General features: G+C 70.8%; 25 protein-coding genes. 16 read left to right on the forward strand and 9 right to left on the reverse strand.

Annotated features, from left to right (window positions below; all coding sequences use genetic code 11):
* Positions 1-59: 59 nt before the first annotated feature.
* The 9 genes from ACZ4EG_RS02660 to ACZ4EG_RS02700 all read left to right on the forward strand — a co-directional run bounded on the left by ACZ4EG_RS02660 (position 60) and on the right by ACZ4EG_RS02700 (position 9,640).
* Positions 60-755 carry a tellurite resistance TerB family protein gene (locus ACZ4EG_RS02660; protein ID WP_467789266.1) on the forward strand — a complete coding sequence of 232 codons (696 nt, stop codon included), beginning with the start codon at positions 60-62 and terminating at the stop codon, positions 753-755.
* A gap of 143 nt (positions 756-898) precedes the next feature.
* Positions 899-2,974 carry an MMPL family transporter gene (locus ACZ4EG_RS02665; RefSeq protein WP_467789267.1) on the forward strand — a complete coding sequence of 692 codons (2,076 nt, stop codon included), beginning with the start codon at positions 899-901 and terminating at the stop codon, positions 2,972-2,974.
* Between the two features lie 69 nt (positions 2,975-3,043).
* Complete coding sequence (locus tag ACZ4EG_RS02670; protein WP_453551881.1) at positions 3,044-4,270, forward strand: sensor histidine kinase; 1,227 nt, start codon at positions 3,044-3,046, stop codon at positions 4,268-4,270.
* Positions 4,267-4,932, forward strand: a complete 666-nt coding sequence (locus ACZ4EG_RS02675) for a response regulator (RefSeq protein WP_467789268.1) — start codon at positions 4,267-4,269, stop codon at positions 4,930-4,932. Before ACZ4EG_RS02670 ends, ACZ4EG_RS02675 begins: the two co-directional genes overlap by 4 nt.
* Before the next feature lie 430 nt (positions 4,933-5,362).
* On the forward strand, positions 5,363-5,911 hold the full coding sequence (locus ACZ4EG_RS02680) for an HD domain-containing protein (RefSeq protein ID WP_453551887.1): 549 nt from the start codon (positions 5,363-5,365) through the stop codon (positions 5,909-5,911).
* A gap of 19 nt (positions 5,912-5,930) precedes the next feature.
* Positions 5,931-6,296: a hypothetical protein gene (locus tag ACZ4EG_RS02685; protein WP_363295063.1), complete on the forward strand. Its 366-nt coding sequence runs from the start codon at positions 5,931-5,933 to the stop codon at positions 6,294-6,296.
* Positions 6,297-6,441: 145 nt separating this feature from the next.
* Entirely contained in the window at positions 6,442-7,722 is a 1,281-nt protein-coding gene (locus ACZ4EG_RS02690) for a hypothetical protein (RefSeq protein ID WP_453551891.1), read from the forward strand.
* Positions 7,712-8,350 (forward strand): hypothetical protein, encoded by a 639-nt coding sequence (locus ACZ4EG_RS02695; RefSeq protein ID WP_390706492.1) that lies wholly within the window; start codon positions 7,712-7,714, stop codon positions 8,348-8,350. Before ACZ4EG_RS02690 ends, ACZ4EG_RS02695 begins: the two co-directional genes overlap by 11 nt.
* Before the next feature lie 102 nt (positions 8,351-8,452).
* Positions 8,453-9,640, forward strand: a complete 1,188-nt coding sequence (locus ACZ4EG_RS02700) for a sialidase family protein (protein ID WP_467789269.1) — start codon at positions 8,453-8,455, stop codon at positions 9,638-9,640.
* Between the two features lie 18 nt (positions 9,641-9,658).
* Here the strand turns inward: ACZ4EG_RS02700 and ACZ4EG_RS02705 are convergent, their stop codons facing one another.
* Genes ACZ4EG_RS02705 through ACZ4EG_RS02725 form a run of 5 tightly spaced genes read right to left on the reverse strand, consistent with a single transcriptional unit; the run spans position 9,659 to position 16,183 of the window.
* The gene (locus ACZ4EG_RS02705; RefSeq protein ID WP_453551897.1) at positions 9,659-10,594 is read right to left on the reverse strand and encodes a dihydrodipicolinate synthase family protein; all 936 of its coding nucleotides are present in this window, start codon (positions 10,592-10,594) and stop codon (positions 9,659-9,661) included.
* Positions 10,594-11,610 carry an oligopeptide/dipeptide ABC transporter ATP-binding protein gene (locus tag ACZ4EG_RS02710; protein ID WP_467789270.1) on the reverse strand — a complete coding sequence of 339 codons (1,017 nt, stop codon included), beginning with the start codon at positions 11,608-11,610 and terminating at the stop codon, positions 10,594-10,596. The genes ACZ4EG_RS02705 and ACZ4EG_RS02710 overlap by 1 nt, the downstream gene beginning before the upstream one ends.
* Positions 11,607-13,586 (reverse strand): dipeptide/oligopeptide/nickel ABC transporter permease/ATP-binding protein, encoded by a 1,980-nt coding sequence (locus tag ACZ4EG_RS02715; RefSeq protein WP_467789271.1) that lies wholly within the window; start codon positions 13,584-13,586, stop codon positions 11,607-11,609. Before ACZ4EG_RS02715 ends, ACZ4EG_RS02710 begins: the two co-directional genes overlap by 4 nt.
* Positions 13,586-14,545: an ABC transporter permease gene (locus ACZ4EG_RS02720; RefSeq protein WP_453551905.1), complete on the reverse strand. Its 960-nt coding sequence runs from the start codon at positions 14,543-14,545 to the stop codon at positions 13,586-13,588. Before ACZ4EG_RS02720 ends, ACZ4EG_RS02715 begins: the two co-directional genes overlap by 1 nt.
* Before the next feature lie 3 nt (positions 14,546-14,548).
* A complete protein-coding gene (locus ACZ4EG_RS02725; RefSeq protein WP_467789272.1) occupies positions 14,549-16,183 on the reverse strand; it encodes an ABC transporter substrate-binding protein in 1,635 nt (544 codons plus the stop codon).
* Positions 16,184-16,398: 215 nt separating this feature from the next.
* Between ACZ4EG_RS02725 and ACZ4EG_RS02730 the strand changes: the two genes are divergently transcribed.
* From ACZ4EG_RS02730 to ACZ4EG_RS02760, 7 genes are all read left to right on the forward strand, one after another.
* Complete coding sequence (locus ACZ4EG_RS02730) at positions 16,399-17,115, forward strand: FadR/GntR family transcriptional regulator (RefSeq protein ID WP_467789273.1); 717 nt, start codon at positions 16,399-16,401, stop codon at positions 17,113-17,115.
* Positions 17,116-17,241: 126 nt separating this feature from the next.
* Positions 17,242-17,457: a hypothetical protein gene (locus ACZ4EG_RS02735; RefSeq protein WP_453552289.1), complete on the forward strand. Its 216-nt coding sequence runs from the start codon at positions 17,242-17,244 to the stop codon at positions 17,455-17,457.
* A gap of 16 nt (positions 17,458-17,473) precedes the next feature.
* Positions 17,474-18,097 (forward strand): DUF1266 domain-containing protein, encoded by a 624-nt coding sequence (locus ACZ4EG_RS02740; protein WP_390706486.1) that lies wholly within the window; start codon positions 17,474-17,476, stop codon positions 18,095-18,097.
* 22 nt (positions 18,098-18,119) lie between these two features.
* Positions 18,120-18,866, forward strand: a complete 747-nt coding sequence (recO, locus tag ACZ4EG_RS02745) for a DNA repair protein RecO (RefSeq protein ID WP_390706485.1) — start codon at positions 18,120-18,122, stop codon at positions 18,864-18,866.
* Between the two features lie 36 nt (positions 18,867-18,902).
* Positions 18,903-19,739: an isoprenyl transferase gene (locus ACZ4EG_RS02750; RefSeq protein ID WP_453551911.1), complete on the forward strand. Its 837-nt coding sequence runs from the start codon at positions 18,903-18,905 to the stop codon at positions 19,737-19,739.
* A 37-nt stretch (positions 19,740-19,776) separates the two neighbouring features.
* Positions 19,777-21,102, forward strand: coding sequence for a histidine-type phosphatase (locus ACZ4EG_RS02755; RefSeq protein WP_467789274.1), 1,326 nt, complete (start codon positions 19,777-19,779; stop codon positions 21,100-21,102).
* A gap of 60 nt (positions 21,103-21,162) precedes the next feature.
* The gene (locus tag ACZ4EG_RS02760) at positions 21,163-21,681 is read left to right on the forward strand and encodes a hypothetical protein (RefSeq protein ID WP_453551917.1); all 519 of its coding nucleotides are present in this window, start codon (positions 21,163-21,165) and stop codon (positions 21,679-21,681) included.
* 33 nt (positions 21,682-21,714) lie between these two features.
* Here ACZ4EG_RS02760 and ACZ4EG_RS02765 read toward each other — a convergent pair whose 3' ends face one another.
* The 4 genes from ACZ4EG_RS02765 to ACZ4EG_RS02780 are packed head-to-tail and all read right to left on the reverse strand — an operon-like array spanning position 21,715 to position 24,833.
* Complete coding sequence (locus ACZ4EG_RS02765) at positions 21,715-22,125, reverse strand: Fur family transcriptional regulator (protein ID WP_453551919.1); 411 nt, start codon at positions 22,123-22,125, stop codon at positions 21,715-21,717.
* Positions 22,126-22,183: 58 nt separating this feature from the next.
* Positions 22,184-23,086, reverse strand: a complete 903-nt coding sequence (locus ACZ4EG_RS02770; RefSeq protein ID WP_363295048.1) for a metal ABC transporter permease — start codon at positions 23,084-23,086, stop codon at positions 22,184-22,186.
* Positions 23,086-23,853 (reverse strand): metal ABC transporter ATP-binding protein, encoded by a 768-nt coding sequence (locus ACZ4EG_RS02775; RefSeq protein ID WP_453551922.1) that lies wholly within the window; start codon positions 23,851-23,853, stop codon positions 23,086-23,088. The genes ACZ4EG_RS02770 and ACZ4EG_RS02775 overlap by 1 nt, the downstream gene beginning before the upstream one ends.
* Positions 23,854-23,873: 20 nt before the next feature.
* Positions 23,874-24,833: a metal ABC transporter substrate-binding protein gene (locus tag ACZ4EG_RS02780; protein ID WP_467789275.1), complete on the reverse strand. Its 960-nt coding sequence runs from the start codon at positions 24,831-24,833 to the stop codon at positions 23,874-23,876.
* Positions 24,834-24,927: the final 94 nt, after the last annotated feature.

Below are 24,927 nucleotides of genomic sequence, written 5' to 3' on the forward strand. Positions count from 1 at the left end.
CAATGTGGCTAACATCACGCCAGCGCGGCGATGTTGCCGCGGCGTTACGGAGGTGCGACGTGCTGCCAGTACGGGGACGAGACGACCGTGCCACCAGGCCTGTGCGCATTGTGGGTACCCGCACCGCGTGGACCCCCGTGGGCGACGGCGAGTTCTTCTGTCCCGGCTGCGGAGGGGACCGCAACTACCAGCGGCTCACCGGCCGGCGCCGCTTCACCCTCCTCGGCGTGCCGGTGCTGCCGCGCGGGGCGACCGGACCGGTCGTCGAGTGCGCGGCCTGCCGCCGCCACTTCGGCACCGACGTCCTCGACCATCCGACCACCTCCCGCTTCTCCGCGATGCTGCGCGACGCCGTGCACACCGTCGCCCTGGCCGTCCTCGCCACGGGCGACACCTGCGCCCGTACGTCCCTGGAGGCCGCCGCGAGCACGGTCCGTGCCGCCGGCTTCGAGGACTGCACCGAGGACCAGCTCAGCGCGCTCGTCGAGGCCCTCGCCGCCGACACCGGGCGGCTCTACGACCAGCCGTGCGGTGCCGGCCTGGCCATAGAGCTGCACGAGTCCCTCGACCCGCTGGCCCCGCACCTCGCCCCCGCCGGCCGTGAGTCGGTCCTCCTCCAGGCCGCCCGCATCGCCCTCGCCGACGGCCCCTACACGCCCGCCGAGCGCGATGTCCTCACCACCATCGGCGGCGCCCTGACCATCTGCGCGGACGAGGTCACCCGGCTTCTCGCGGCGGCGCGTACGCCCTCCTGATACTCCCCGGGGAGTAATCCGGCCCCCCGGTCACCCGTCGCAGTACCCCCGAACTCGCCCTCCCGCGCGACGAATCCCGCCCTCGGCGCCGGAAGTCTGGAGACCACACCCAGACATCCGCGCCGGAGGGAGAGCCCGTCACCATGGGGGCCGCAGAAACGACACGCACAAGACGACGCGCCATCCCCTGGCTGCTGATCGCGCTGTGGATCGGCGTCCTGGCCGTTGCCTCGCCGTTCGCCTCGAAACTCGCCGACGTCCAGCACAACCGGGTCACCGACTACCTGCCGGCGAACGCCGACTCCACCCAGGTCGCGAAGATCCAGGACCGCCTGCCCGGCGGCGAGACCACCGAACTGGTCCTCGTCTACCACCGCGACGGCGGCCTCACCGCCGCCGACCGGGCCACGGCGGGCAGGCAGATCGCCACGATCGCCGGGCAGCACACGCTGACCGCCACCCCGAGGGGGATCCCGGCCAAGGACGGCACCACCCTCATGTACCCGGTGACCAGCAACGAGCCCGGCACCGACGAGAAGAAGCGCGACGCCCTGGTCGCGGACGTCCGCCGGGTCGCCCACGACCAGGACGGGCTGACCGTCGACGTCGGCGGCCCGAGCGCCCTGGCCACGGACGCGGGCAAGGTCTACGACTCGCTCGGCGGACCGCTGCTCTACACCACGGTCGCCGTCGTCGCCGTCCTGCTGATCCTCATCTACCGCAGCCCGCTGCTGTGGCTGGTCCCGCTGGTCGTCGCCGGCACCGCCGACTTCCTGTCCATGGGGGTGGCCTACGGCCTCAACCAGGGCTTCGGCACCACCGTCTCCGGCCAGAGCCAGGGCGTGATGACCATCCTCGTCTTCGGTGCCGGCACCGACTACGCCCTGCTGCTGGTCTCCCGGTACCGGGAGGAGCTGCGGCGCCACGAGCGGCCGTACGACGCGATGCGGGCCGCGCTGCGCGGCTGCGGGCCCGCCGTCCTCGCCTCCTCGGGCACGGTGGCCGCCGGACTGCTGTGCCTGCTCGCCGCCGACCTCAACTCCAGCCGGGGCATGGGCCCGCTGGGGACCGTCGGGGTGCTGTGCGCCCTCGCCGCCATGCTGACCCTCCTGCCCGCCGTCCTCGTCCTGCTGGGGCGTCGGGTGTTCTGGCCGCTGGTGCCCGCCTACGGCAGCACGCCCAAGGTCCGCCGGTCGCTGTTCGCCGCGATGGGCAGTTCCGCCGGGCGCCGCCCGCGCACGGTCCTGGCCGCGGGAGCCGTCCTGCTCGGCGCGCTCGCGCTGGGCACCCTGAACCTGCCCGGCACGGTCAAACAGCAGGACAGTTTCATCGACAAGCCCGACTCCGTCGTCGCCATGGAGACCCTCGCCAAGGCCTACCCCGAGCGGTCCGCCCAGCCCATCGACGTCATCACCCCGGCGGACCGGGCCGACGCCACCCTGGCAGCGGTCCGTGACACGGACGGAGTCGTGAGCGCACAACGCGGCCGCACCGGCGGGGGCTGGACCGAGATCGCCGTGATCGCCGCGGCGCCGCCCCAGTCCGCGGCCGAGACCGCCACCATCAAGGAACTCCGGCACGCCCTCAAGGGCTCCTACGTCGGCGGGCCCAGCGCCCAGCAGATCGACCTGGAGGACACCAACGCGCGCGACCGGCTGGTCGTCGTGCCGATCGTCCTCCTCTCCGTCCTGCTGATCCTCGTCGCCCTGCTGCGCTCCCTGGTCGCGCCGCTGATCCTGGTGACCGCCGTGGTCGCGGTGTGGGGCGCGGCGCTCGGCATCGGCGGGCTGGTCTTCGAGCCGCTGTTCGGCCTCCACGGCACGGATCCCGGCCTCGGACTGCTGTCCTTCGTGTTCCTGGTCGCCCTCGGCGTCGACTACGGCATCTTCCTCATGCACCGCATGCGGGAGGAGTCGCTGAACGGCGCCGAACCCGCCGCTGCCGCGCTGACCGCGCTGCGCACCACCGGCGGGGTGATCGCCTCCGCGGGACTCGTCCTCGCGGCCACCTTCGCGGTGCTGACCAACATGGGCCTGGTCCCGCTCGTCGAGCTCGGCTTCGTCATCTCGGTCGGCGTGCTGCTGGACACCTTCCTCGTCCGGACCTATCTGGTGACCAGCGCGAGCGTGGCGCTGGGACGGCGGGTGTGGTGGCCGGGACGGCTGTCGCGGACACCGGACCCGGTACGGCCGCAAGCCGCGCCGGAGCTGGTGGGCTGAAGCACCGGAGCCGGTGAGCCGAAGAACCGGGCGCCCCTGCCTGCCGCGGGGGCGCCCGTCCAGCGGAAGATGAACCTCGTGCAGGCAACCCTCATCGACGCCCGGCCCGGTCCCGGCCGGCGAATCCGCGCGGCCCTCGGGTTCGCGCCCCGCGACACCCTGCGGCAGGACGCGAGCCTCGCCGCCGCCCTCGCCGTCGTCGCGTCCGTCCTCGCCGCCGCCGACCTCGGCAGCGGGCGGCACCCGGACGCGCTCGGCTGGACCCTGCTGCTCTCGGCCCATGTGCCGCTGGTGTGGCGGCGGCGGGCGCCGATGGCGGTGCTGTGCGTGGCGATCGCGCTGCTCGCGACGTACCACCAACTCGACTTCAACCACTCCGCGCCCACCGCCGCCTCGATGGCCGCGCTCTACACCGTGGCCGAGACCCGGAACCTGCGGCGCACGCTGCCGATCGGGGCCGGCGTCATCGGACTCATGGTGCTCCTGAAGATCGGCGACGGCATGGCCGGGGTCGCCGAGAGCATGCGCATCACCGGGTGGGTCATCGCGATGCTCGTCATCGGCAGCTACCTCCGCGTCCACCGGGAGAACGTGGCCGCCGCCGTGGAGCGGGCCGAACGCGCCGAGCGCACCCGCGAGGAGGAGGCCCGCCGCCGGGTGGCCGAGGAGCGTCTGCGCATCGCCCGTGACCTGCACGACCTCCTCGCCCACAGCATCACCCTGATCGGCGTCCAGACCTCGGTTGCCGCGCATGTCCTCGCCGCCGACCCGACGCGTCTGGACCGCGAGGCCGTCGCCAAGGCCCTCGACGACATCGCCGAGACCTGCCGCACGGCCCGCGGTGAGATCCGTACGACCCTGGAGGTCCTGCGCGACGGCGACCACGCCTCGCCGGACACCCGCGGCCCCCTGCCCGGCCTGCACGGCCTGCCGGACCTCGCGGTGACCGCGCGGGCGGCGGGGGCGAAGGTGGAGCTGACGGTACGGGCCGGTGATCCGCCGCCCGCCGTCGGCGCGGCCGCCTACCGCATCGTGCAGGAGGCGCTCACCAACGCGGTGCGGCACGGCGGGCGGGACGATCTGTGCGTGCGGGTGAGCGTGGACGAGCTGGACGGCGCCCTGCGGGTCCGGGTCACCGACGACGGCACGGGCGCGGCTGACGCCACCCCCGGCTTCGGCCTGGTCGGGATGCGGGAGCGGGCGCGCAGTGTGGGCGGCACGGTGCAGGCCGGGCCCCGGGCGGACGGGGAGGGCTTCGAGGTGACCGCGCAACTGCCTCTGGAGGGAGCCGCATGAGCGCCATCCGCGTCCTGCTCGCCGACGACCAGACCCTCGTGCGGGCCGCCTTCGCCATGCTCGTCGAGTCGGCGAAGGACATGGAGGTCGTCGGGCAGGCCGGCACCGGCCGGGAGGCCGTGGAGCTGGCCCGCCGGGAGCGCGCCGATCTCGTCGTCATGGACATCCGCATGCCCGACCTCGACGGCATCGAGGCCACCCGGCGCATCGCCGCGGCCGAGGACCTGGCCGGGGTGCGGGTCCTCGTCCTGACCACCTACGACACCGACGAGCACATCGTGGAGGCGCTGCGCGCCGGTGCCTCCGGCTTCCTGGTGAAGGACACCCGCCCGGCCGAACTCCTGGACGCCATCCGCACGGTGGCCGCGGGCGAGGCCCTGCTCTCCCCGGGCCCGACGGCCCGGCTGATCGAGCGCTTCCTGCGCAGCCCGTCGGCGCCGTCCACGGCCGGACCGGAATGCCTCTCCGAGCGGGAGCGCGAGGTGCTGGCCCTGGTGGCCCGCGGCCTCAACAACACCGAGATCGCCGAGGCCCTGGGCCTGAGCCCGCTGACGGCCAAGACCCATGTCAGCCGCATCATGGGCAAGCTGGGGGCGAGGGACAGGGCACAACTCGTCGTCGTGGCGTACGAGTCGGGTCTGATCGTTCCGGGGAACGGCTGAAGCCGAGGCGCGTCGGGAATGAGTCATATTCCCGTGGAACTCACTTTCGGTATTCTTTCTGGCTTCGCCGCCGGTCGAATCGGGTATAGGGCGGAGGAAGCTGCCGCCTGGCAGTTGCGGGGGGAGGGGGAGCGATTACTTCCGCGTGCATCCTGGCATGATCGAATTCCGGGGCCGCCGTGCCGCAATCGATCAACTCCGCTGATCTTGGCACGTCGGGGACCTGTAGCCGGGGACCTGTAAAAGGGCACAACTCGGCCATGTCGCCCTGCTAGCCTCGGTGTCTCGATCACACAAGGGGAGGTAGATCATGACATGGGCCGAAGCGGTGCGAACCCTTCCTGGTTTCCCACGTGTCGACGAACTGACCGAACTGGGAATAGGCGATCCGGATACCGAGCTTTCGCAACTCCTTGATTTCCTCGGCCGGATGGATGAACTGAAACATGTCCAGCGGCAGAATCCGGTGTCGAACGGATCGCGCCGCGAGAACACCGCCGAGCATTCCTGGCACGTCGCCCTGGCCTGCTTACTGTTCACCCGATACGCCGCCGAGCCGATCGACCCGATGCGCTGCGTGGGTCTCGCGGTGGTGCACGACATGGTCGAGGTGGTTGCCGGGGACACCTTCGTCTACGGCCCCGCGGCCGCCGGCCGCCGGCGGCGTGAGGAGCGCGCCATCGACGTCCTGCTGCGGCCACTGCCCGCCCAGGAGCGCGAGGAGCTGGAGACGGGCTGGCGTGAGTACGAGTTCACCCAGACGGCCGAGGGCAAGTACGTCATGGCCCTGGACGTCCTGCTGCCGATCTTCATGAACCTCATGGCCGGGGAGAAGTCCTCGTGGCAGCGGCACGGTGTCGCCGCGGCGGCAGTACGGCACCGGGTGGAGCGGGTCGAGGAGACCATCCCGGCGCTGGCCAAGGTCGCGTACGAGGCCATCGACAAGGGAATCGAGCGGGGTCTGCTCACCAAGACATGACGGGGGAGCGAGGGGGGAAATGCTGAGTGCGCTGCTTCCCACGGGTACGGCGATTCTCGGACTGCTGGCGGGGCTGCTCGCTCCGATGGTCAGCAGTCTGCTGGACGGCCGTAAACGCCGGACCGACAACCAGCGCGTGCAGTGCGACGAAATACTCACGCTTTTCCAGGGTGTCGATGTCGTGCAGTCCCTCACCGAACCGAGCAGCGTCGTCAGACGCAGTCTTCTGCTGCGGGCGGTCCGTATTCAGGACGACCGTGCCAGACAGGCGTGCCACGATCTCGTCGAATACGCCGTGGGCCCGGAATTCCGAGAGGACGAACTGCTGAACCGGTGGAGCGTGATGATTCACGAAGTTGCCCGTGTGTATCGATCGATAACCTGAGCAGGCTCATATCGGGGGATGGTGGTGGCGTATGCCATCAGGATTAGAAGCCGACCAGGCGCTGGCGGCCAGAGGATTGCTCCGTTCCGGTTCGGGTACGGGGCGTGCGGGGGTCGGTGTCGCGCCGAACGCGGGGGCGGTGAGCATGACCGCGGCCTCGCTGCAGAGCGAGCTGGGCCAGGCACTGCGTGAGGCCTCCGAGGTCACGGTGTGCGGTGTGGCGTCACGGGAGTTCATCACCGCGATCCAGTCGGTGGCCTCCAGCGCGCCGGGGACCGACCCCGAACTGCCGTGGGACGTCTTCCGCTATGTGACCCCGGCACCCACCCTGATCCTCGCCAACCGCTGGAACGTACGCCTCGGCCCGGTGGTGCAGCAGTGGCAGTCGGCCGTCACCGCGCTGCGCAACTCGGTCCAGCAGTGGCAGCGGCCGCAGGCCGTGACCGAAGCCCGGGACAGAGGGTTCCACCTGCTCTCCATGGATCTTCTGTATCTGCAGATGTCGATCCTGGTGAAGCAGCGGGAGACCGGGCGACAGCGGGTGTGGGCGGCCATCGGGCCGCCCTCCGCTTCGGGCGTCGAGCAGTACGAGTCCTACGAGGAGGGCACGCCGAAGTTCCAGCAGATCGCCGCCAACATCAGGGAATGGGCCGACGGCGCCAGTGACTTCCTGACCCGGCAGGTCGACTGCGCTCCGGTCGACCCGCGCATCGCCGAGGTGGGCAACGATCTCCTGGCGTCGGGCACCGCGACGACGGACCCACAGCTGTGGAAGCTGCCGATCCGGTCCCTCGAACCCTACGGCGCGAAGGCGCGGCGCAGCACATGCCTTCCGGTGACGATCTGCGTGGTGCGGGCGAGATCCGCGGGACAGACGGTCGTGCTGCTGAAACGGCGCAGCCATATGACGGCCAACGACGACTTCGGAAAGCTGTCGCTGCTGAGCGCGCGGGTGCTGGAGGAGGACGTCGCGGTCGCCCTGGGGGTCGTGCCCTTTCTGGACCGTGATTCCGGCGACGCGATCGACGCCATGTGGATGGCGGCCAACGCCCCCAACGAAGCGCTGACCCTGTCGCGGGAGGCGTTCGTCCATGCCGGACAGCGCGAACTGTTCTACTCCACCGGTCTCGACATCCCCGAGAACCGGTTCCGGCTGCGTGGGTTCCAGGTGGTGGAACGCGAGAACACCGACGAACAGCTGTTCTTCTCCATCTTCGAAGTGGTGCTCTACCGCCAGCCCGACGAACTCGCTCTCGCCAGCCAGTGGAACGGCGGAGATCCCCGCGTTCTGTCGCGTGTGGGCGAGTCCCTCCTCTACTCGGGGACGTACGACAGCGAGCTGAACCGGCTGCTGCTGCGCGGGCGGGAGTGGCTGGTGAACCATGTCTTCAACGAGCCTGTTCCGGTGGTGCCCGATGGACCATGAAGCGGTGGCGGCCTTCGTCTTCCTGCGCGCCGAGCCGCGCCCGCAGGTGCTTGTGGGAATACGAAGGCCGGAATGCAACGACCGGCATCCGGGCGTGGTCAGCGTCCCCACGATCCGGATACCGCGCGAACTCGCCCTGCAACTGGCCTGCCTGGTCCCGGTCGGCCTGCCCGGCCTCGCCCGCGCCGACGGGAACGGGACCTCCCGCGGCTTCGGGGTCTCCCGGGCGACCACGACGCTGGAGGGGCTGCTGGTGGAGACCGTGCTCGCCAAGAAGCTGCGCATGGGGGACGCCCTGGAGTCCGGGCTGGTCTCGGGCGAGTGCTTCGTCCACTGTGTGCTGCACGGCGACGTGGAGGACCCGACGGGACGTGACGGCAGCGTCGAACCCACCTTCATGGTGGCGCTGGTCGCCCGGATCCACTCCGGCACCGAGGCGTTCCCGGTCAGCAGCGCCAGCTACTCGGCACTCTCCTGGGTGGACCCGGAGGAGTTCGTGACGGCCTGGCGCACCAGGGACGGGCAGCGGCTCTTCCCCGACGCCAGCCCGCTGGAAGTGTGCATCAGAGGACTGTGCGTCCAGGCCGCGGTGCGTGTCCTGGAGTGGGAGAACGCGGATGTGGCGTAGACACTCCGCGTCGGTGCGGGAGTCGGAACGGGTGTCGCCGGGGAGCATGTGACCGACAACGGTCACCGTCCCGTGCGGGACGCCGCTCCGTAAGGGAGAGGGATGACACTCCTGAGCCGCACCCTCCTGACCGCCGCCGTGCTCCTCGCTCCGCTCACCGTCACACAGCCCGCCCATGCCGGTGAGGGCTGTGCCTCCTCGGTGCCGTACGTCTCCGGTGAGGGCGGGTACGACACCTATCGGATCCCCGCCACCGTCACCACCCCAAGAGGCACCGTCCTCGCCTTCGCCGAGGGCAGACACAACAGCGCGGGCGACACCGGTGACATCGATGTCGTCCTCAGGCGCTCCACCGACGGCGGCTGCACCTGGGGCCCGCTGCGGGTGGTCGCCGCCGGGGACGGGAACACCCGGGGCAACCCGGCACCGGTGGTCGACCCGCGCACCGGCGCGGTCGTGCTGCTCACCTCCTACAACAGCGGTGCCGTGACCGAGGCGCAGATCATGCGCGGTGAGGCCACCCCGGAACAGAGCCGCCGGGTGTTCGTGCAGCGCAGCTGGGACGACGGCCGGCGGTTCACGACTCCGCGGGACATCACGGCCGAGGTGAAGCCGGCGGACTGGCGCTGGTACGCGACCGGCCCCGGGCACGCCGTCGCGCTTACCCGGGGTCCGTACCGGGGCCGCCTGGTCGTCCCGGCCAACCACTCGGCGGCCCCGCCCGCCGGCTCTCCCGACACCGGCCAGGAGGCCAGGTACTACGGCGCCCACGCGATCTACAGCGACGACGGCGGCCGCACCTGGCGGCTGGGCTTCGTCGACGACTCCTACGACGGCGTGGCGAACTCCAACGAGAGCACGGCCGCGCAACTCCCCGACGGCAGGCTGTACTTCAGCTCCCGCGACCAGAACGGCAGCGGCCCCGGCAACCGCCTCGACACCTACTCGAGCGACGGCGCCGAAACCCTCGACCGCCCCTACACCGCCCAGCCCACCCTCGACGACGTCCCCGTCGTCGAGGCCTCCGTCCTCCAGCTCCGCGGCCCCAAGGCCCCGCTGCTGTTCTCCGGCCCGTCCGTGCCCACCGCCCGCCGGGAGATGGCCCTCTGGTCCAGCACCGACGGCGGGGCGACCTTCGCCAAGGTGCTGACGCTGTCCGCGCAGAAGGCCGCCTACTCCGACCTCGTCCAGGTGGACCACCGGACGGTGGGCATCCTGTACGAGACGGGGGTGACGGGGACGTACGACACGATCGAGTTCCGGCGCCTGCCGGCCGGCGACTTCCGGTGAGCCCGGTCCCGACAGGACCTACAGCAGCCCGGCGCCCGCCAGATACTTCCCCACCCGCTCGACCTCCTCCGCGGACAGCGGGATCTGCGGCTCGGCCGTCGCCGGGCAGTCGATGACGCCCCTGAGATGGAGCGCCGCCTTGAACGCGCCGAGCGCCGACGAGCTGCCGCCCATCCGGGCCGGGTCGCCGACGCGCACCATGCCGAACAGGGCGCACAGCCGGTCCTGTTCGGCCCGCGCGCCGTTCCAGTCCGCCGACCGGCACAGCCGGTAGAGCCGGACGTAGCCGTGCGGGTCGACGTTGGCGAGGCCCGGCACGGCCCCGTCGGCCCCGAGCGCGAGGGCCGCGTCGACGACCAGCTCCGAGCCGGTGAGCACACTGAAGCGGGTGGTGCCGGTGAGGTTCCGGGCGCCGGTGACGACCTGGCGGAAGGCGCCCAGGTCGCCGCTGGAGTCCTTCACGCCCGCCAGCACCCCGTCCGCGGCGAGCTCCAGGACCAGCTCGGCGGGGAGCTTGGTGTGCACGGCGACCGGGATGTCGTAGGCGATGACCGGGACGCTGCTGACCGCCGCGACCCGCCGGTAGTGGCGGGCGATCTCCGCCGGATGGGTGCGGGTGTAGAAGGGCGCGGTGACGACGACCGCCTGGGCGCCCGCCGCGGTGGCCCCCCGGACGTTGTCCAGCACCCGGGGCGTGGTCATGTCGATCGCCCCGGCCAGCACCGGCAGCTGCCCGCCGACATGACCCACGACCGCCTCCATCACCAGGATGCGCTGCAGGTCCGTCAGATACGCGGCCTCCGAGGTCGAGCCGAGGACGAACAGACCGTGCACCCCGCCCTCCACCAGATGGTCGACGAGTCTGAGGAGCGAGGGGACGTCCACCTCGCCGTCCGGTGTCAGGGGGGTGCAGACGGGCGGTACGACACCGGTCAGCGGGGCGGGGAAGGTCATCAAGGCTCCCTGGGAAGACTCTGGCGCACGAGGTCGCGGGTCGACTGGTCCTCCTCCACAGGATGGTGACACCGGTAGCGATGTGCCGGGCGCGACGCGGCCGAAAAGTCCGGCATGGCCGCGGCGCACACCTCGTCCGCCTTCCAGCAGCGGGTGCGGAACGGGCAGCCGCTCGGCGGCCGGGTCGCCGACGGCACCGGGCCGGTCAGCGGGATCGGGTCGATCGGGTCGAGCAGGCCGGGCGTGGCGGAGAACAGGGCACGGGTGTACGGGTGCCGCGCCTGGTCGGTGACCCGGCCGGCCGGGCACTCCTCGACGATCCGGCCCAGGTACATGGTGATCACCCGGTCGCTCATCCGCCGTACGGTCTGGATGTCGTGCGAGACGAACACCAGGGCGAGGCCCAGCCGTTCCTTCAGATCGAGCAGGAGGTTGAGGATCTGCGCCCGCACGGACACGTCGAGGGCGCTCGTCGGCTCGTCCGCGACCACTAGGTCGGGGTCGAGGGCCAGCGCGCGGGCGATGGCGACGCGCTGGCGCTGGCCACCGGACAGCTGGCCGGGCAACGCGTCGGCGAGGGCGCGGGGAAGGCCGACAAGAGCCATCAGCTCCCGCACCCGCTCCTCGCGCTCCTTCCTCGTTCCGCGGTCGTGGACGTCCAGCGGGTCGCGCAGGATCCGTCGCACCGGCAGCCGGCGGTTGAGGGCCGTCGACGGGTCCTGGAAGATCATTCCGGTGCCGGCACCGACGGCGGCCCGGCGCTCCGCGGGCGGCATGGACCACAGGTCACGGCCCCTGAACGACACCGCCCCGGATGTCGGCCGCTCCACGCCCACCAGCACCTTCGCCAGCGTCGACTTGCCGCAGCCGGACTCGCCGACCACACCGACCGTCTCACCGGGCGCGACAGCGAGATCGGCGCCGGTCAGCGCGTACACCCGGTCCCGGGTGAACAGGCCGCCGCTGCGCGCCCTGTGGACGACATGGGTGTCCGACAGCTCCACGACCGTGTTCACTTGACGGCCTCGCTCTCCGTCGTCACCAGGTCGACCGCCGGGTGGTGGCAGGCCGCCGTGTGGGTGGGCGTGCCGAGCAGGTCGGGAGCGGTCGTACGGCACACCTCGCTCGCCCGTGGACAGCGGTCCGCGAACCGGCAGCCCGCCGGGAAGTCGGCCGGGGCCGGGACAACACCCCTGATCTGGGTCATCCGCTCGGCCGCCGACTCCAGGGACAGCACGCTGCCGAGCAGCCCCCGGGTGTAGTGGTGGGCCGGTGCCGCGACCAGGTCGGCGGTCACGCCCGTCTCCACGATCTGCCCGCCGTACATCACCACCACACGGTCGGTGACGTCGGCCACCAGCGCCAGGTCGTGCGAGACCAGGATCAGCGCGAAGCCCAGCTCCGCCCGCAGCCGCAGCAGCAGTTCCATGATCTGCGCCTGCACGGTCACGTCCAGTGCGGTCGTGGGCTCGTCGGCGACGATCAGCTTCGGGTCGCGGGACAGCGCCATGGCGATCAGGACGCGCTGGCGCTGTCCGCCGGAGAGTTCGTGCGGATAGCTGCGCAGGGTGCGTTCGGGGTCGAGGCCGACCAGGGTCAGCAGCTCCGCGGGGGAGCGCCGGCCGCCGCGCCGTACCAGTTGTCTGAGCTGGGCGCGGATGGTCATCGCCGGGTTCAGGGACGACAGCGCGTCCTGGTAGACCATCGCCATCTCGTGGCCGAGGAGTCGGCGCCGTACCCGCATCGGCTCGGCGAGCAGGTCCCGCTGGCGGAAGCGGATCTGACCCCTGACCCGGGCGTCCCTGGGCTGGAGCCCCATGACGGTGAGCGCGGTCAGCGACTTGCCGCAGCCCGACTCGCCCACCAGTCCCAGCACTTCGCCGGGCCGCACCTCGAAGCTGATGCCGTCGACGATGTCCACGCCCCCGTGGCGTGCGTCGAAGCCGATGGCGAGGTTCTCCACAGCGAGCACCGGCACCGCGCCGGGGTCGGGCAGGGGCCTGGCCCGTGAGCGCAGCCGCCGGGCGGCCTCGGTCAGGCCGGGCAGCTGCGGCACCTCGCCGCCGCCCGGCTCCGGCGCCTCGACCGGGTCGTCGTCCTTGCGCGCCGTCACGTCCCGGGCCGCCGGGGCCGCCCACGCGTCCGAGACGCCCTCGGACAGGACGTTCAGCGACAGGACGGTGACCAGCATCAGCAGCCCGGGGAAGACGGTCGCCCACCAGCCGCCGGTGAGCACCATGTTCTTGCCGTCGGCGATGACGCTGCCCCAGGACGGGTCCGGCGGCCGTACCCCCGCGCCGATGAAGGACAGCGACGCCTCGAAGACGATGGCCTCGGCGACTTGGACCGTGCAGAACACCAGGACGGGGGCGGCGCAGTTGACGGCCACATGCCGCAGCACGATGTGCGGGGTGCGGGCACCTATCACGCGTTCCGCCGTGACGTAGTCCTCGCCGTACTGGTCGAGGACGTTCGCCCGTACGACCCGGGCCACCGGCGGGGTGAACAGGAACGCGATCGCACAGATCAGTACGGTGATGCCGCCGCCGAAGACGGCGACGAGCACGGCGGCCAGCGCGATGCCGGGGAACGCCATCACCACGTCCAGACAGCGCATCAGCGTCTCGTCCACACCCTTGCGGGAGGTGGCGGCCACCGCCCCGACGACCGCGCCCACGACCAGGGCGAGCGCGGTGGCGCCGAGACCGATGGCCAGGGACCAGCGGGCGCCGTACATCAGCCTGCTGAGGATGTCCCGGCCGAGGCTGTCCTGGCCCATCCAGTGGCCGGCGGACGGGTGCCCGGTGCCGTCGACCGGCGGCTGCTGGTCGAGCGGGTCGTCCGGGGCGAGGACGGGTGCCAGCAGAGCGGTCAGCACGACGACCGCCAGGAAGCAGACGGCGATCCTCGACAGCGGGGGCAGCCGGCGCCGGCCGCGCAGCCGGACGCCGGGCCGGGACAGCGCCCGGGTGAGGTCTTCGCGCGTGAACATCAGGTCGCGTCCCTCAGTCGCGGGTTGACCAGGAGATGGAGGATGTCGATGGCGAGGTTGACGACGACGAAACCGGTCGCCGTGGTCAGTACGACACCCTGGACGACCGCCGGGTCGCCGTTCTGCACCGCGTCGATCATCAGCTTGCCCATCCCGGGCAGCGAGAAGATCGTCTCGATGACCACCGCGCCGCCCAGCAGATAGCCGACGCGCAGACCGAGCACGGTCAGCGGATTGATCAGGGCGTTGCGCAGCACGTTGCGCCCCACCACCACCCGTGGCGGCAGCCCGCCGCCGATCGCGGTCCGTACGTAGTCCTTGTCCAGCTCCTCCACCACGGAGGTCCGCACGATCCGGGTCAGCTGGGCGGCCACCGGCAGCGACAGCGCGAACGCCGGCAGGGTCATCGTCCTCAGCCAGCCGGTGAAGGAGTCGGCGGGGTTGATGTAGCCGCCGGTCGGGAACCAGCCCTGGTCCACCGCCAGGTACTGGATCATCAGCAGCGCCAGCCAGAAGCCGGGCGCGGCGACCCCGGTCAGGGAGACGACCCGGATGATCTGGTCGGGCAGCCGGTCCCGGTAGATCGCCGCCGTGACCCCTCCGAGCAGCGACAGCACCACCGCGACGCCGAGCCCCAGGAAGGTGAGCTGGAGGGTGAGCGGCAGCGCGGTGGTGACCTGGTCGAGGACCGGCGCCCGGGTGAGGGCGCTGGTGCCCATGTCGCCGTGGAGCAGGTCGCCGACGAAGTGGACGTAGCGCACCGGGAGCGGATCGAGCAGCCCGTTCCGCTCCCGGAAGTCGTGCAGTTGCCCGGGCGTCGGATTGGCGCCCTGGAAGAACGCGGACGCCGGGTCGACGTCCGAGAACCGCATCACCAGGAACACGAACAGCACGATGCCCAGCATCAGCGGCACCAGCAGGGCGACACGGCGGAGCAGGATGCGCAGGACGGCGACCACGCGCTAGACCCACTTGGCCTGGAGCAGGTTGATCCCGGGGTACGGCTGTGCCCTTATCCCCGTCAGCTTCTTCGGGTCCCAGGCGGTCATCAGCTCGTTGTGCACGACCGGGTAGAGCACGGCCTGCTCGGCGACGATGTCGATGTAGTCCTGGATCATCGCCTTCTTCCTCTCGGCGTCCGGCTCCTGGGTGGCCCGGTCCATGTCCTTGAAGAGCTGCTTGGCGACGGAGTCGTCGGCCCAGCGGGCGTAGCCCATCCAGAGGTTCTGCGGGCCGTAGTTGTAATGCATGATCAGGTCCGCGTCGAGGCCGAACTGGTTGGGGTTCGAGGCGGCGGCGACGACCTGGTAGTCCTGCTTCTGGTCCAACTTGGTGAAGACGGCCGTGGTCTCCTGCGGCGACAGCGTCGTCTCGACGCCGATGGCGTCCCAGGACGACTTGATGGTCGGCAGGCAGTCGACGATCCAGCTGACGTTCACCGACAGGATCTCGATCTTCAGGTTCTTCACCCCGGCCGCCTTCAGCAGGGCCTTGGCCTTGTCGGGGTCGTAGTCGTAGACGGTCTTGGCCCGCCGGTAGGAGGGGTTGCCCTCGTTGAGGAAGGACGAGGACGGCTTTCCATGGCCCTTCAGGGCGACCTCGACCATCTTCCCGGTGTCGATGGCGTAGTGCAGTGCCTGCCGGACCCGTACGTCGTCGAAGGGCTTGTGCCCGGTGTTGAACATCAGGAACAGGTTGTTCATCCCGGCCCCGCCCGCGACCGACATCCCGCCGCTCTCCAGCCGCGGGATGTTGGCGTAGGGGATGTTGTCGGCGATCTGCGCGCCCGCGCCGGCCCCGGAGATCTTCGCCACCCGGGGCGCGGCGTCCACGATGGTCAGCCAGTTCATCCGCTTGAAGGCGGGCTTGCGCGGGCCGTTGTAGTCGGCGAACGCCTCGAAGGTGGTGTTGGACTTCGGGTGGTGCGCGGTCTGCCGGTACGGTCCCGAGCCGATGGCCTTGCCCTTGATCGCGTCGTCCCAGGCACCCGGCTGCGAGTAGACGTGCTTGGGCATGATCTTGGCGAGGGTGAGCCGGGACACCCCTTCCGGGAAGGGGAACTTGAGCACCAGCTCGACGGTCTGCGCGTCGACCTTCCGTACTTCCTTCAGCCAGCTCGCGAAGAACCCCTTGGCGAGGGTCTGTGTCTTCGGGTCGAGGATCCGGTCGAAGACGAAGACGACGTCGTCGGCCGTGACCGGCTTGCCGTCGTGGAACCTGGCGCCCGCCCGCAGGGTGAACCGCCAGGTGGTGGCCTTGAGGTCCGCCGGTACCTGGGTCGCCAGCGCCGCGTACGGCTCACGGGAGATCGGGTCGGTGTCGAGCAGTCCTTCGTAGATGTGGTTGTTGCCGGCCATGGCGAATGCGGATGCCGTCTGGGTCGGGTCCCAGCTGCCGTCGTTCCCGTAGCCGATCACCGCGGTCAGTGTGCGGTTCTTGCCGCTGCCCGAGCCGCCGGTGTCGTTCGTGGACTGGGGCCCGGACGAGCAGGCCGCCAGCGAGGAGGACAGCGCGGCGGCCGCGCCCAGCGCGCCGGAGTACTTCAGGAACGACCGGCGATGCAGTGCCGGCACGTCGTGGGTCACGTCGTCGCGCACGGTTCCTCCAGCGAAGAGGGTCTGGTGGATGGGGGGAGATACGACGTCCTACGTCCTGTCGGTCAGCGTGACCATAGGAGTGCCCGTGGGGGCGGTCAAGGGATCGCACACGAATGGCGTAGCCGTCAGAGGTTGGACCAATGGCACAGTGAAATGGCGGGAGTTGGCGCAGGTGGACCCGAGACATGGGACGTAGGACGTCTGGTGCGCGTACCATGCGGCGCATGGCCGCCGGGGAACCCAGGAACAGCCGGATACAGCGCGCGGTCGTGCAGCTGATCCTCGACCGGAAGCTCCGGTCGGGTGCCCCGCTGCCCACCGAGGCGGAGCTGATGGAGGCCCTCGGCGTCAGCCGCAACTCCGTCCGCGAGGCACTCAAGGCGCTCCAGGCCCTCGACATCGTCGAGATCCGGCACGGCTACGGCACCTATGTCGGCCAGGCCTCCCTCACCCCGTTGGCCGACGGCCTGACCTTCCGCACGCTGACCCGGCAGGACGACGACGAGAGCGCGCTGGCCGAGATCCTCCAGATCCGGGAGGTGCTGGAGGTGGGGCTGGTCCGGCAGATCGCGGCCACCCTGACCGAGGCGGAGCTGGACCGGGTGGAGTCGGTGGTGACCCGGATGGAGGCGGCCGGCCGCGCCGGGCACTCCCTGGCCGAACTCGACCGCGAGTTCCACGAGTTGCTCTACACCTCGCTCGGCAACGCGCTCGTGCCGCAGCTCCTGGGCGCCTTCTGGACGGTGTTCCGCCGGGTGGCGGGCGCCCGCGGATGGACCGCCGACCCCGCCCCCGACGTCACCGTCCGCCGCCACCGCGACATCGTCACCGCACTGCGCGCCCGCGACGTGGAGGGCGCGCAGCACGCGATGGCGGTCCACTTCCGCGGAATAGAGGCACGCGCGGCCCAGGAGTCACGCGGCGTGGAATGAGCGGTCCGACGGGGGTCGCACCGACGGCGTGCTTCCCGGGGCGCGGATTCTAGTGACACAGAGCCACTGGAGGGAGGCGAAGCGTGAAAGTCGTGGCGGGAGGGGACCGAGGTGAACGTGAACGTGATGAATCTCCCGCTCGGCTGCCACGCCGTCGACACCCACACCGGAAGACTGGGCATCGTGATGGGTCACGAGGGGCCGTATGTGCAGTTGCGGCCCTACGGCGGCGGGCTGGAGTGGGACGCCAGGCCGGAGGCCGTCCGCCGGGCCACCCCGGCCGAGCGGCTGAGCGCGGCCACGGCCCACGCCGACGCGCGCGGCCGGGGTGAGGCCCCTTGACGTAGGGTGCGGGCCCATGGCGCTGACGAGACTGCGAGAGTGGAGGAAACCGAAGGCCGCGCGGCGGTACCCCGTCCCGCTCACGATGCACCAGCTGTGGATGGTGTCGCTGAGCGCGCCGGTGAACCACGACCGCGACGCCTCCCGGACCACCCTGTACCCGTTCACGCGAATAGACGACGACAGCGCCCGGCGCTGGCTGGCCGAGCGGTGGGAGATCACCTCGCGCGACAAGCTCGTCGGCCGGCTCGCGGGGCTGGCGCGCACCGGCTACCGGGTCCGCGCCCAGCAGCTCACCGGCGTGGCGCCGCTGGCCTGGGACGCCGCCCTGTACGTCGACGTCGCCCGCCGCGGCTTCGCCTGCGGGATGATCACGGAGCACGAGGCCTGGACCGCGCTGAAGAGCATCGTGCCGTCGGTGGCGCGGACGTACGCCTCCTGGCAGGAGTACGCCGATCACTACCTGCTGGGGCGCAAGGTGTGGCACGACGGGCTGCGGAGCACCCAGGACGCCGGCTCTCCCGCACCCCAGGCCACCGCCGACGCGCACGTGCGGTCCCTGCTCGACCCGGCGAACCGGGCCGGCCCCTGGAACCTCGCCCCCTGGGACGCCATTTATCAGCCCGACCACGCCCGCTGACCGCGTACGCGACAATGGACGCATGAGTCTTTTCCGGGACGACGGCATCGTCCTGCGGACCCAGAAGCTCGGCGAGGCGGACCGCATCATCACGCTGCTCACCCGCGGTCACGGCCGCGTGCGGGCCGTCGCCCGGGGCGTACGGCGGACCAAGTCCAAGTTCGGGGCCCGGCTCGAACCGTTCTCCCATGTCGACGTGCAGTTCTTCGCCCGGGGCAGTGAGCTGATCGGACGCGGGCTGCCGCTGTGCACCCAGAGCGAGACCATCGCTCCGTACGGCGGCGGGATCGTGACCGACTACGCGCGCTACACCGCCGGAACCGCCATGCTGGAGACCGCCGAGCGGTTCACCGACCACGAGGGCGAGCCGGCCGTGCAGCAGTATCTGCTGCTCGTCGGCGCGCTGCGCACCCTCGCCCGCGGCGAGCACGCCCCGCACCTCGTCCTCGACGCCTTCCTGCTGCGCTCCCTCGCCGTCAACGGCTACGCGCCCAGCTTCGGCGACTGCGCGAAGTGCGGAATGCCCGGACCGAACCGCTTCTTCTCGGTCGCCTCCGGAGGCAGCGTCTGCGCCGACTGCCGGGTGCCCGGCAGCGTCGTACCCTCGCCGCAGACCCTGGTCCTCCTCGGCGCGCTGCTTACGGGAGACTGGGAGACCGCGGACGCGTGCGAGCCGCGGTACGTCCGGGAGGGCAGCGGGCTGGTGTCCGCCTACCTGCACTGGCATCTGGAGCGCGGACTGCGCTCGCTCAGATACGTCGAGAAGTAGAAGCAAGCGAAGAAGCACGAGGGAGACGAGAAGCACATGGTCGTACGCGGGATCCTGGGACGCCGGCGCCGCGAGTACAGGGCGCCGGAGCCGCACCCGTCCGGCGCCCGCGCGCCGAAGCTCCCCGGCGAACTCGTCCCGAACCACGTGGCGATCGTCATGGACGGGAACGGCCGCTGGGCCAAGGAGCGCGGGCTGCCGCGCACCGAAGGACACAAGGTCGGCGCCGAGCGCGTCCTGGACGTCCTCCAGGGCTCGATCGAGATCGGCGTCCGCAACATCTCCCTCTATGCCTTCTCCACCGAGAACTGGAAGCGCTCGCCCGACGAGGTGCGCTTCCTGATGAACTTCAACCGCGACTTCATCCGCAAGACCCGCGACCAGCTCGACGAACTCGGCATCCGGGTGCGCTGGGTGGGCCGCATGCCCAAGCTGTGGAAGTCGGTCGCCAAGGAGCTCCAGGTGGCCCAGGAGCAGACCAAGGGCAACGACCTGCTCACCCTGTACTTCTGCATGAACTACGGCGGCCGCGCCGAGATCGCCGACGCCGCGCAGGCGCTGGCCGCGGACGTGAAGGCGGGGCGCCTCGACCCGTCCAAGGTGAACGAGAAGACCCTCCAGAAGTACATGTACTACCCGGACATGCCGGACGTGGACATGTTCCTGCGCCCGAGTGGCGAGCAGCGCACCTCCAACTACCTGATCTGGCAGAGCGCCTACGCCGAGATGGTCTTCCAGGACGTGCTGTGGCCCGACTTCGACCGGCGCGACCTGTGGCGGGCCTGCATCGAATACGCCTCCCGGGACCGGCGGTTCGGCGGAGCCATTCCCAACGAGGAACTGCTGGCGATGGAAGGCAAGTCCACTTCGTAGCCACCGGCGGTTCACGGGGATCGCCGACGATCCGCCCATGAGACGCCTCAGCCCCGCCCTCGCCCTGTGCGCCCTGCTGGCCGCGGCGCTGCCCACGCAGGCCGCGGACCGGCCCGCGCACTACGACAGTTACGGCACCAAGGCGCCGTACGCCCCCGGGCAGAACCCGCGCGGCTACGAGCGGCCGCCCGCCGGATTCACGCCCGTCTTCACGGAGAACGTCTCCCGGCACGGCTCCCGCGCGGCCACCGACAGCGAGGACGGGGACCTCGTCCTCGCCCTGTGGGACAAGGCCGAGTCGGATGGGCAACTCACCCGCAGGGGCGAGGAGTTCGGCCCGAAGGTGCGGGCGCTGCTCGACGCGATGGCGAAGGTGGGGTACGGCAACCTCAGCGGACGCGGCAAGCAGGAGATGCGGTCGACCGCCCGGCGGACGCAGCAGCGGCTGCCGGGGCTGTTCGCGCGGATCGTGCGGGACGGCGAGAAGATCGACGTCGTCAGCTCCGGGCAGGGCCGGGCCGTCGACAGCGCCGACCTGTACACCGGTGCCCTCGCCGAGACCGACCCGGCGCTGAAGCCGCTGATCGGGCCGACCCGCACCGACAAGGACCTGCTGTACTTCCACAAGGCGGCGGGCGGCGCCGCGTACCGCGACTACATCGCCCACGACCAGCGCCTGGCGAGCACGCTCAAGAGCATCACCGACCAGCCCCGCACGCACGAGGCTGCCCGCAGCGTGCTGCGGCGGATCTTCAAGGGCGCCTTCGTCGACCGGATCACCGACCGGGTCACCGCCGCCCGGGCCGTCTACAACCTGTACGCCATCGCCCCCGCCATGAGCGAGGAGAGCCCGGGCGGCAAGGGCTGGGGCATGGACCGCTACCTCTCGCACCGCGACGCGGCCTGGTTCGGCTTCCTCGGCGACACCGAGGACTTCTACGAGAAGGGGCCCGGCTTCGCCGACAGCGACATCACCTACAAGATGGCCGGTGTCCTGCTCGACGACCTCTTCGAGCAGGTCGAGGCCAAGCGGGCAGGCACCAGTGCCCTCGGCGCCGAACTCCGCTTCACCCACGCCGAGGAGATCATCCCGCTCGCGGCCCTGATGGGCCTGCCCGGCAGCACGAAGCCGGCGGCACCACAGCAGCCGTACACCTACGCCGACAACCCCTGGCGGGGCGCGTCGGTCGCCCCGCTGGGCGTGAACATCCAGTGGGACGTGTACGAGAAGGACGGCCGCTACCTGGTGCGCATGCTCTACAACGAGAAGGAGACCCCCTTCAAGGCCACCTGCCACCCGCTCTCCAAGGGCAGCAAGTTCTACGACCTGAACGAACTGGAACACTGCTTCGGACGCGCCTGACGGCCGGTCGGAGAGGGCGGATACGATCACGGCTCGTCGTCGTAGGACCGGGGAGGGGCCGTGATCGAGCAGCAGAAGACCGAGGTCGTGCTGGAGTACGAGCTGCAGCACGCGGATTTGGTGGACGCGGTCCGGCTCATCCTGCGCAAGCGGAAGTCGGGCTTCGTCTACCGGCTGCCCTTCGTCCTCACGGTCGCCCTGCTGGGCGTGGCGCTGATCCTGCTGCAGGCGCGGTCGGGCCGGCTGGACTTCTTCTCGTTCTTCCTCCCGCTGTACGCGGTGCTCCTGTATTTCTTGCCGCACCTCTCCGCCGGCCGGCTCCTGAAGGCGAACGCCCACCAGGGCCGCCTGCGGCTGACCGCGGACGAGGAGGGTCTCCGGATGGTCGGCGCCCAGGCTGACCTGCGCACGACATGGCGCAACTACGGCAGCTACGCCGAGAACGACCGGGTGTTCGTGCTGCGCAGCCCGGACCGTGCCGGACGCTGCGCCAATGTACTGGTCAAGCGGGGTGCGGCCGATCCCGCGGAGATCGACCGACTGCGCACACTGATCGGCCACCACCTGCCGAAGGTGTAGGCCGACGTCAGCCTGAACCGCACGACAAGCGGCTCAACCCGCGGCGCAGTCCGCGCAGGTGCCGAAGATCTCCACCGTGTGGGCCACGTTGACGTAGCCGTGCTCCGCGGCGATGGCCTCGGCCCATTTCTCGACCGCCGGGCCCTCGACCTCGACCGCCTTGCCGCAGGTGCGGCAGACGAGGTGGTGGTGGTGTTCGCCGCTGGAGCAGCGGCGGTAGACGGACTCGCCGTCGGAGGTGCGCAGGACGTCGACCTCACCTGCGTCGGCGAGGGACTGGAGGGTGCGGTAGACCGTGGTCAGGCCGACCGAGTCGCCCTTGTGCTTGAGCATGTCGTGGAGCTCCTGCGCGCTGCGGAACTCGTCGACCTCGTCCAGGGCCGCCGCCACGGCGGCCCGCTGGCGGGTCGCACGGCCCTTCACGGGCGGTCCAGCGGTCGTCACCGGTTGCCTCCTTGCATCTGCGTCTGCCGGCCATTGTGCCAGCCCGGCATGCGCGCAGTCAGACTCCGACCTCGTCGGCGGCCCCGCGTGTGGCCGGAATCGAGCACTCCGCGGGGTCCCCGGCAGCGCGGCCCGCGGCGGCCGCACGGGCCCGGCGCCGGGCCAGCGGAGTGGCCAGCGCGGTCAGCACGAGGAACGCGGCGATGGTCAGCAGAACGATCGTCGCGCCGGGCGGCACGTACTGGTAGTACGAGGTGATCGTGCCGCTGATCGTCACGGTCACCCCGATGGCGACGGCGATCGCGAACGTGGCGGTGAAGCTCCGGCTGAGCTGCTGTGCCGCCGCCACCGGGACCACCATCAGCGCGGACACCAGGAGCAGGCCGACCACACGCATCGCGACCGTCACGGTCACCGCCGCCGTGACCGCCGTCAGCAGGTTCAGGGCGCGCACCGGCAGTCCGGTCACCCGCGCGAACTCCTCGTCCTGGCTGACCGCGAACAGCTGCCGGCGCAGGCCGAGCGTCACCAGCAGCACGAAGGCGGCCAGTACGCAGATCGCGGTCACGTCGGACTGCGACACCGTGGACAGGGAGCCGAACAGGTACGACATCAGGTTCGCGTTGGAGCCGCCCGGCGCGAGGTTGATCAGCATCACACCGCCGGCCATGCCGCCGTAGAAGAGCATCGCGAGGGCGATGTCGCCGCGCGTCCTGCCGTACCAGCGGATCAGCTCCATCAGCACCGAGCCGAGGACGGAGACCGCCGTGGCCATCCACACCGGGGAGGCGGACAGCAGGAAGCCGAGGCCGACGCCGGTCATGGCGACGTGGCCGATGCCGTCGCCCATCAGGGCCTGGCGGCGCTGGACCAGATAGATCCCGACGGCGGGGGCGGTGATGCCGACCAGAACGGCGGCGAGCAGCGCCCGCTGCATGAAGGCGTAGTTCAGGAAGTCCATCAGCTCAGCAGTCCCGTGCGGATCGGTTCGGTGCCCGCCGGTGCGTGCGGGTGTACGTGGTCGTGGCCGGGCAGCGCATGCTGGCCCACCGCGCGCGGCGGCGGCCCGTCGTGCAGGACGCAGCCGTCGCGCAGGACGACGGCCCGGTCGATCAGGGGCTCCAGGGGGCCCAGTTCGTGCAGGACGAGCAGGACGGTCGTACCGGCGGCGACCTGCTCGCTCAGCGTCTGGGCGAGCACCTCCTGGCTGGCCAGGTCGACGCCGGCCATCGGCTCGTCCATGATCAGCAGCTCGGGTTCGGCGACCAGGGCGCGGGCGATCAGCACGCGCTGGTGCTGGCCGCCGGACAGGGCGTTCACCGAGTCCTTGGCCCGGTCCGCCATGCCGACCAGCTCCAGGGCCCGCCGTACGGCCTCGTGGTCGGCCTTGCGGAACAGCCCGAAGCGGGTGCGGGACAGCCGGCCCGCGGAGACGATCTCGGTCACCGTCGCCGGGACCCCGCCCGCGGCCGTGGTGCGCTGCGGCACGTATCCGACGCGCGCCCAGTCGCGAAAGCCGCGGCGCGGGGTGCCGAACAGCGCGATCTCGCCGCCGCTGACCGGCACCTGGCCGATGAGGCTGCGGATCGCGGTCGACTTGCCGGAACCGTTCGCGCCGAGCAGCGCGACGACCTCGCCGCGGTTCACGGTGAGATCGATTCCGCGCAGGACGGGGCGCGAGCCCAGCTCGGCCCGCACGTCGCGCATCGATATGACGGGCTCACCCATGGCGTCGTCCTCCGTAAAGATCATTTCTCTCCCAGGGCCGTTCGGAGCGCCTTGAGGTTCGCCTCCTGGACCGAGAAGTAGTCCGTGCCGCGGGACTTGTCCGTGATGCCCTCGATCGGGTCGAGGACGTCGGTCTTCAGGCCCGCGTCCCGGGCGACGGTCTTCGCGGTCTTGTCGCTGACGAGCGTCTCGTAGAACACGGTCGTGACTCCGTCGGCCCGCGCCATCTTCTCAAGGTCCTTGACACGGGCGGCGCTGGGCTCCGACTCCGGGTCGAGGCCGTTGATGGCCTCCTCGGTCAGGCCGTAGCGCTCGGCGAGGTAGCCGAAGGCGGCGTGGGTGGTGAGGAAGACCTTGGTCTTCGTGTTCGCCAGGCCGTCCTCGAACCGCGTGTTCAGCTCGTCGAGCTTCTTGACCAACGCCGCGGTGTTCTTCCGGTAGTCGGCCGCGTGGTCCGGGTCCGCCTTCTCGAAGGCCGCGCCGACCCCCTTGGCGACCTCGGCGTACTTCACCGGGTCCAGCCAGATGTGCGGGTCCTTGCCGGACTCCTCGGTGTTCTCGCCGGTGTCGTGCTCGGCCGCGTGGCCGCCGACCTCGTTGCCGTGCTCCTCCAGCGTGGTCAGCGAGGCGGCGTCGATCTTGGTCTTGAGCCCGGACTGGGCGACCGCGTTGTCGACGGAGGGCTGGAGGTTCTTGAGGTAGAGCACCGCGTCGGACTCTTCGAGCTGCGCGATCTGCCGGGGGCTGATCTCCAGGTCGTGCGGTTCCTGGCCCGGAGAGGTCAGACTGGTGACGTGGACGTGGCTCTTGCCGATCTGCTCGGCGAGGAAGGCCATCGGGTAGAACGACGCGACGACGTCGAACTTGTCCGTCTGCGCCGCCGCGACGCTGTCGCCGGAGCAGCCGGACAGGGTGCCGGTCCCGAGGGCGGTGACCGCGATCGCCGCGGCTGCGGATATGTGACGTCGTCGTACGTTCATGACAGTCATTTTCAACGAAGATGGAAACCGTTGTCAACAAGCTCTGCGGGATGTTCATAGGGGAGGCCGATTTGGTTGAGGGGGAGCCCTCGCC

Source organism: Streptomyces sp. NPDC025638 (genome assembly GCF_055558775.1).

What these genes read in the sequence shown, in the direction of transcription:
- ACZ4EG_RS02665 (WP_467789267.1), top strand. Translation starts at nt 899, where the DNA reads ATGGGGGCCGCAGAAACGACACGCACAAGACGACGCGCCATCCCCTGG.
- ACZ4EG_RS02670 (WP_453551881.1), top strand. Translation starts at nt 3,044, where the DNA reads ATGAACCTCGTGCAGGCAACCCTCATCGACGCCCGGCCCGGTCCCGGC.
- ACZ4EG_RS02675 (WP_467789268.1), top strand. Translation starts at nt 4,267, where the DNA reads ATGAGCGCCATCCGCGTCCTGCTCGCCGACGACCAGACCCTCGTGCGG.
- ACZ4EG_RS02680 (WP_453551887.1), top strand. Translation starts at nt 5,363, where the DNA reads ATGGATGAACTGAAACATGTCCAGCGGCAGAATCCGGTGTCGAACGGA.
- ACZ4EG_RS02685 (WP_363295063.1), top strand. Translation starts at nt 5,931, where the DNA reads ATGCTGAGTGCGCTGCTTCCCACGGGTACGGCGATTCTCGGACTGCTG.
- ACZ4EG_RS02690 (WP_453551891.1), top strand. Translation starts at nt 6,442, where the DNA reads ATGACCGCGGCCTCGCTGCAGAGCGAGCTGGGCCAGGCACTGCGTGAG.
- ACZ4EG_RS02695 (WP_390706492.1), top strand. Translation starts at nt 7,712, where the DNA reads ATGGACCATGAAGCGGTGGCGGCCTTCGTCTTCCTGCGCGCCGAGCCG.
- ACZ4EG_RS02700 (WP_467789269.1), top strand. Translation starts at nt 8,453, where the DNA reads ATGACACTCCTGAGCCGCACCCTCCTGACCGCCGCCGTGCTCCTCGCT.
- ACZ4EG_RS02705 (WP_453551897.1), bottom strand. Translation starts at nt 10,594, where the DNA reads ATGACCTTCCCCGCCCCGCTGACCGGTGTCGTACCGCCCGTCTGCACC.
- ACZ4EG_RS02715 (WP_467789271.1), bottom strand. Translation starts at nt 13,586, where the DNA reads ATGTTCACGCGCGAAGACCTCACCCGGGCGCTGTCCCGGCCCGGCGTC.
- ACZ4EG_RS02730 (WP_467789273.1), top strand. Translation starts at nt 16,399, where the DNA reads ATGCGGCGCATGGCCGCCGGGGAACCCAGGAACAGCCGGATACAGCGC.
- ACZ4EG_RS02735 (WP_453552289.1), top strand. Translation starts at nt 17,242, where the DNA reads ATGAATCTCCCGCTCGGCTGCCACGCCGTCGACACCCACACCGGAAGA.
- ACZ4EG_RS02740 (WP_390706486.1), top strand. Translation starts at nt 17,474, where the DNA reads ATGGCGCTGACGAGACTGCGAGAGTGGAGGAAACCGAAGGCCGCGCGG.
- recO (WP_390706485.1), top strand. Translation starts at nt 18,120, where the DNA reads ATGAGTCTTTTCCGGGACGACGGCATCGTCCTGCGGACCCAGAAGCTC.
- ACZ4EG_RS02750 (WP_453551911.1), top strand. Translation starts at nt 18,903, where the DNA reads ATGGTCGTACGCGGGATCCTGGGACGCCGGCGCCGCGAGTACAGGGCG.
- ACZ4EG_RS02755 (WP_467789274.1), top strand. Translation starts at nt 19,777, where the DNA reads ATGAGACGCCTCAGCCCCGCCCTCGCCCTGTGCGCCCTGCTGGCCGCG.
- ACZ4EG_RS02770 (WP_363295048.1), bottom strand. Translation starts at nt 23,086, where the DNA reads ATGGACTTCCTGAACTACGCCTTCATGCAGCGGGCGCTGCTCGCCGCC.
- ACZ4EG_RS02775 (WP_453551922.1), bottom strand. Translation starts at nt 23,853, where the DNA reads ATGGGTGAGCCCGTCATATCGATGCGCGACGTGCGGGCCGAGCTGGGC.
- ACZ4EG_RS02780 (WP_467789275.1), bottom strand. Translation starts at nt 24,833, where the DNA reads ATGAACGTACGACGACGTCACATATCCGCAGCCGCGGCGATCGCGGTC.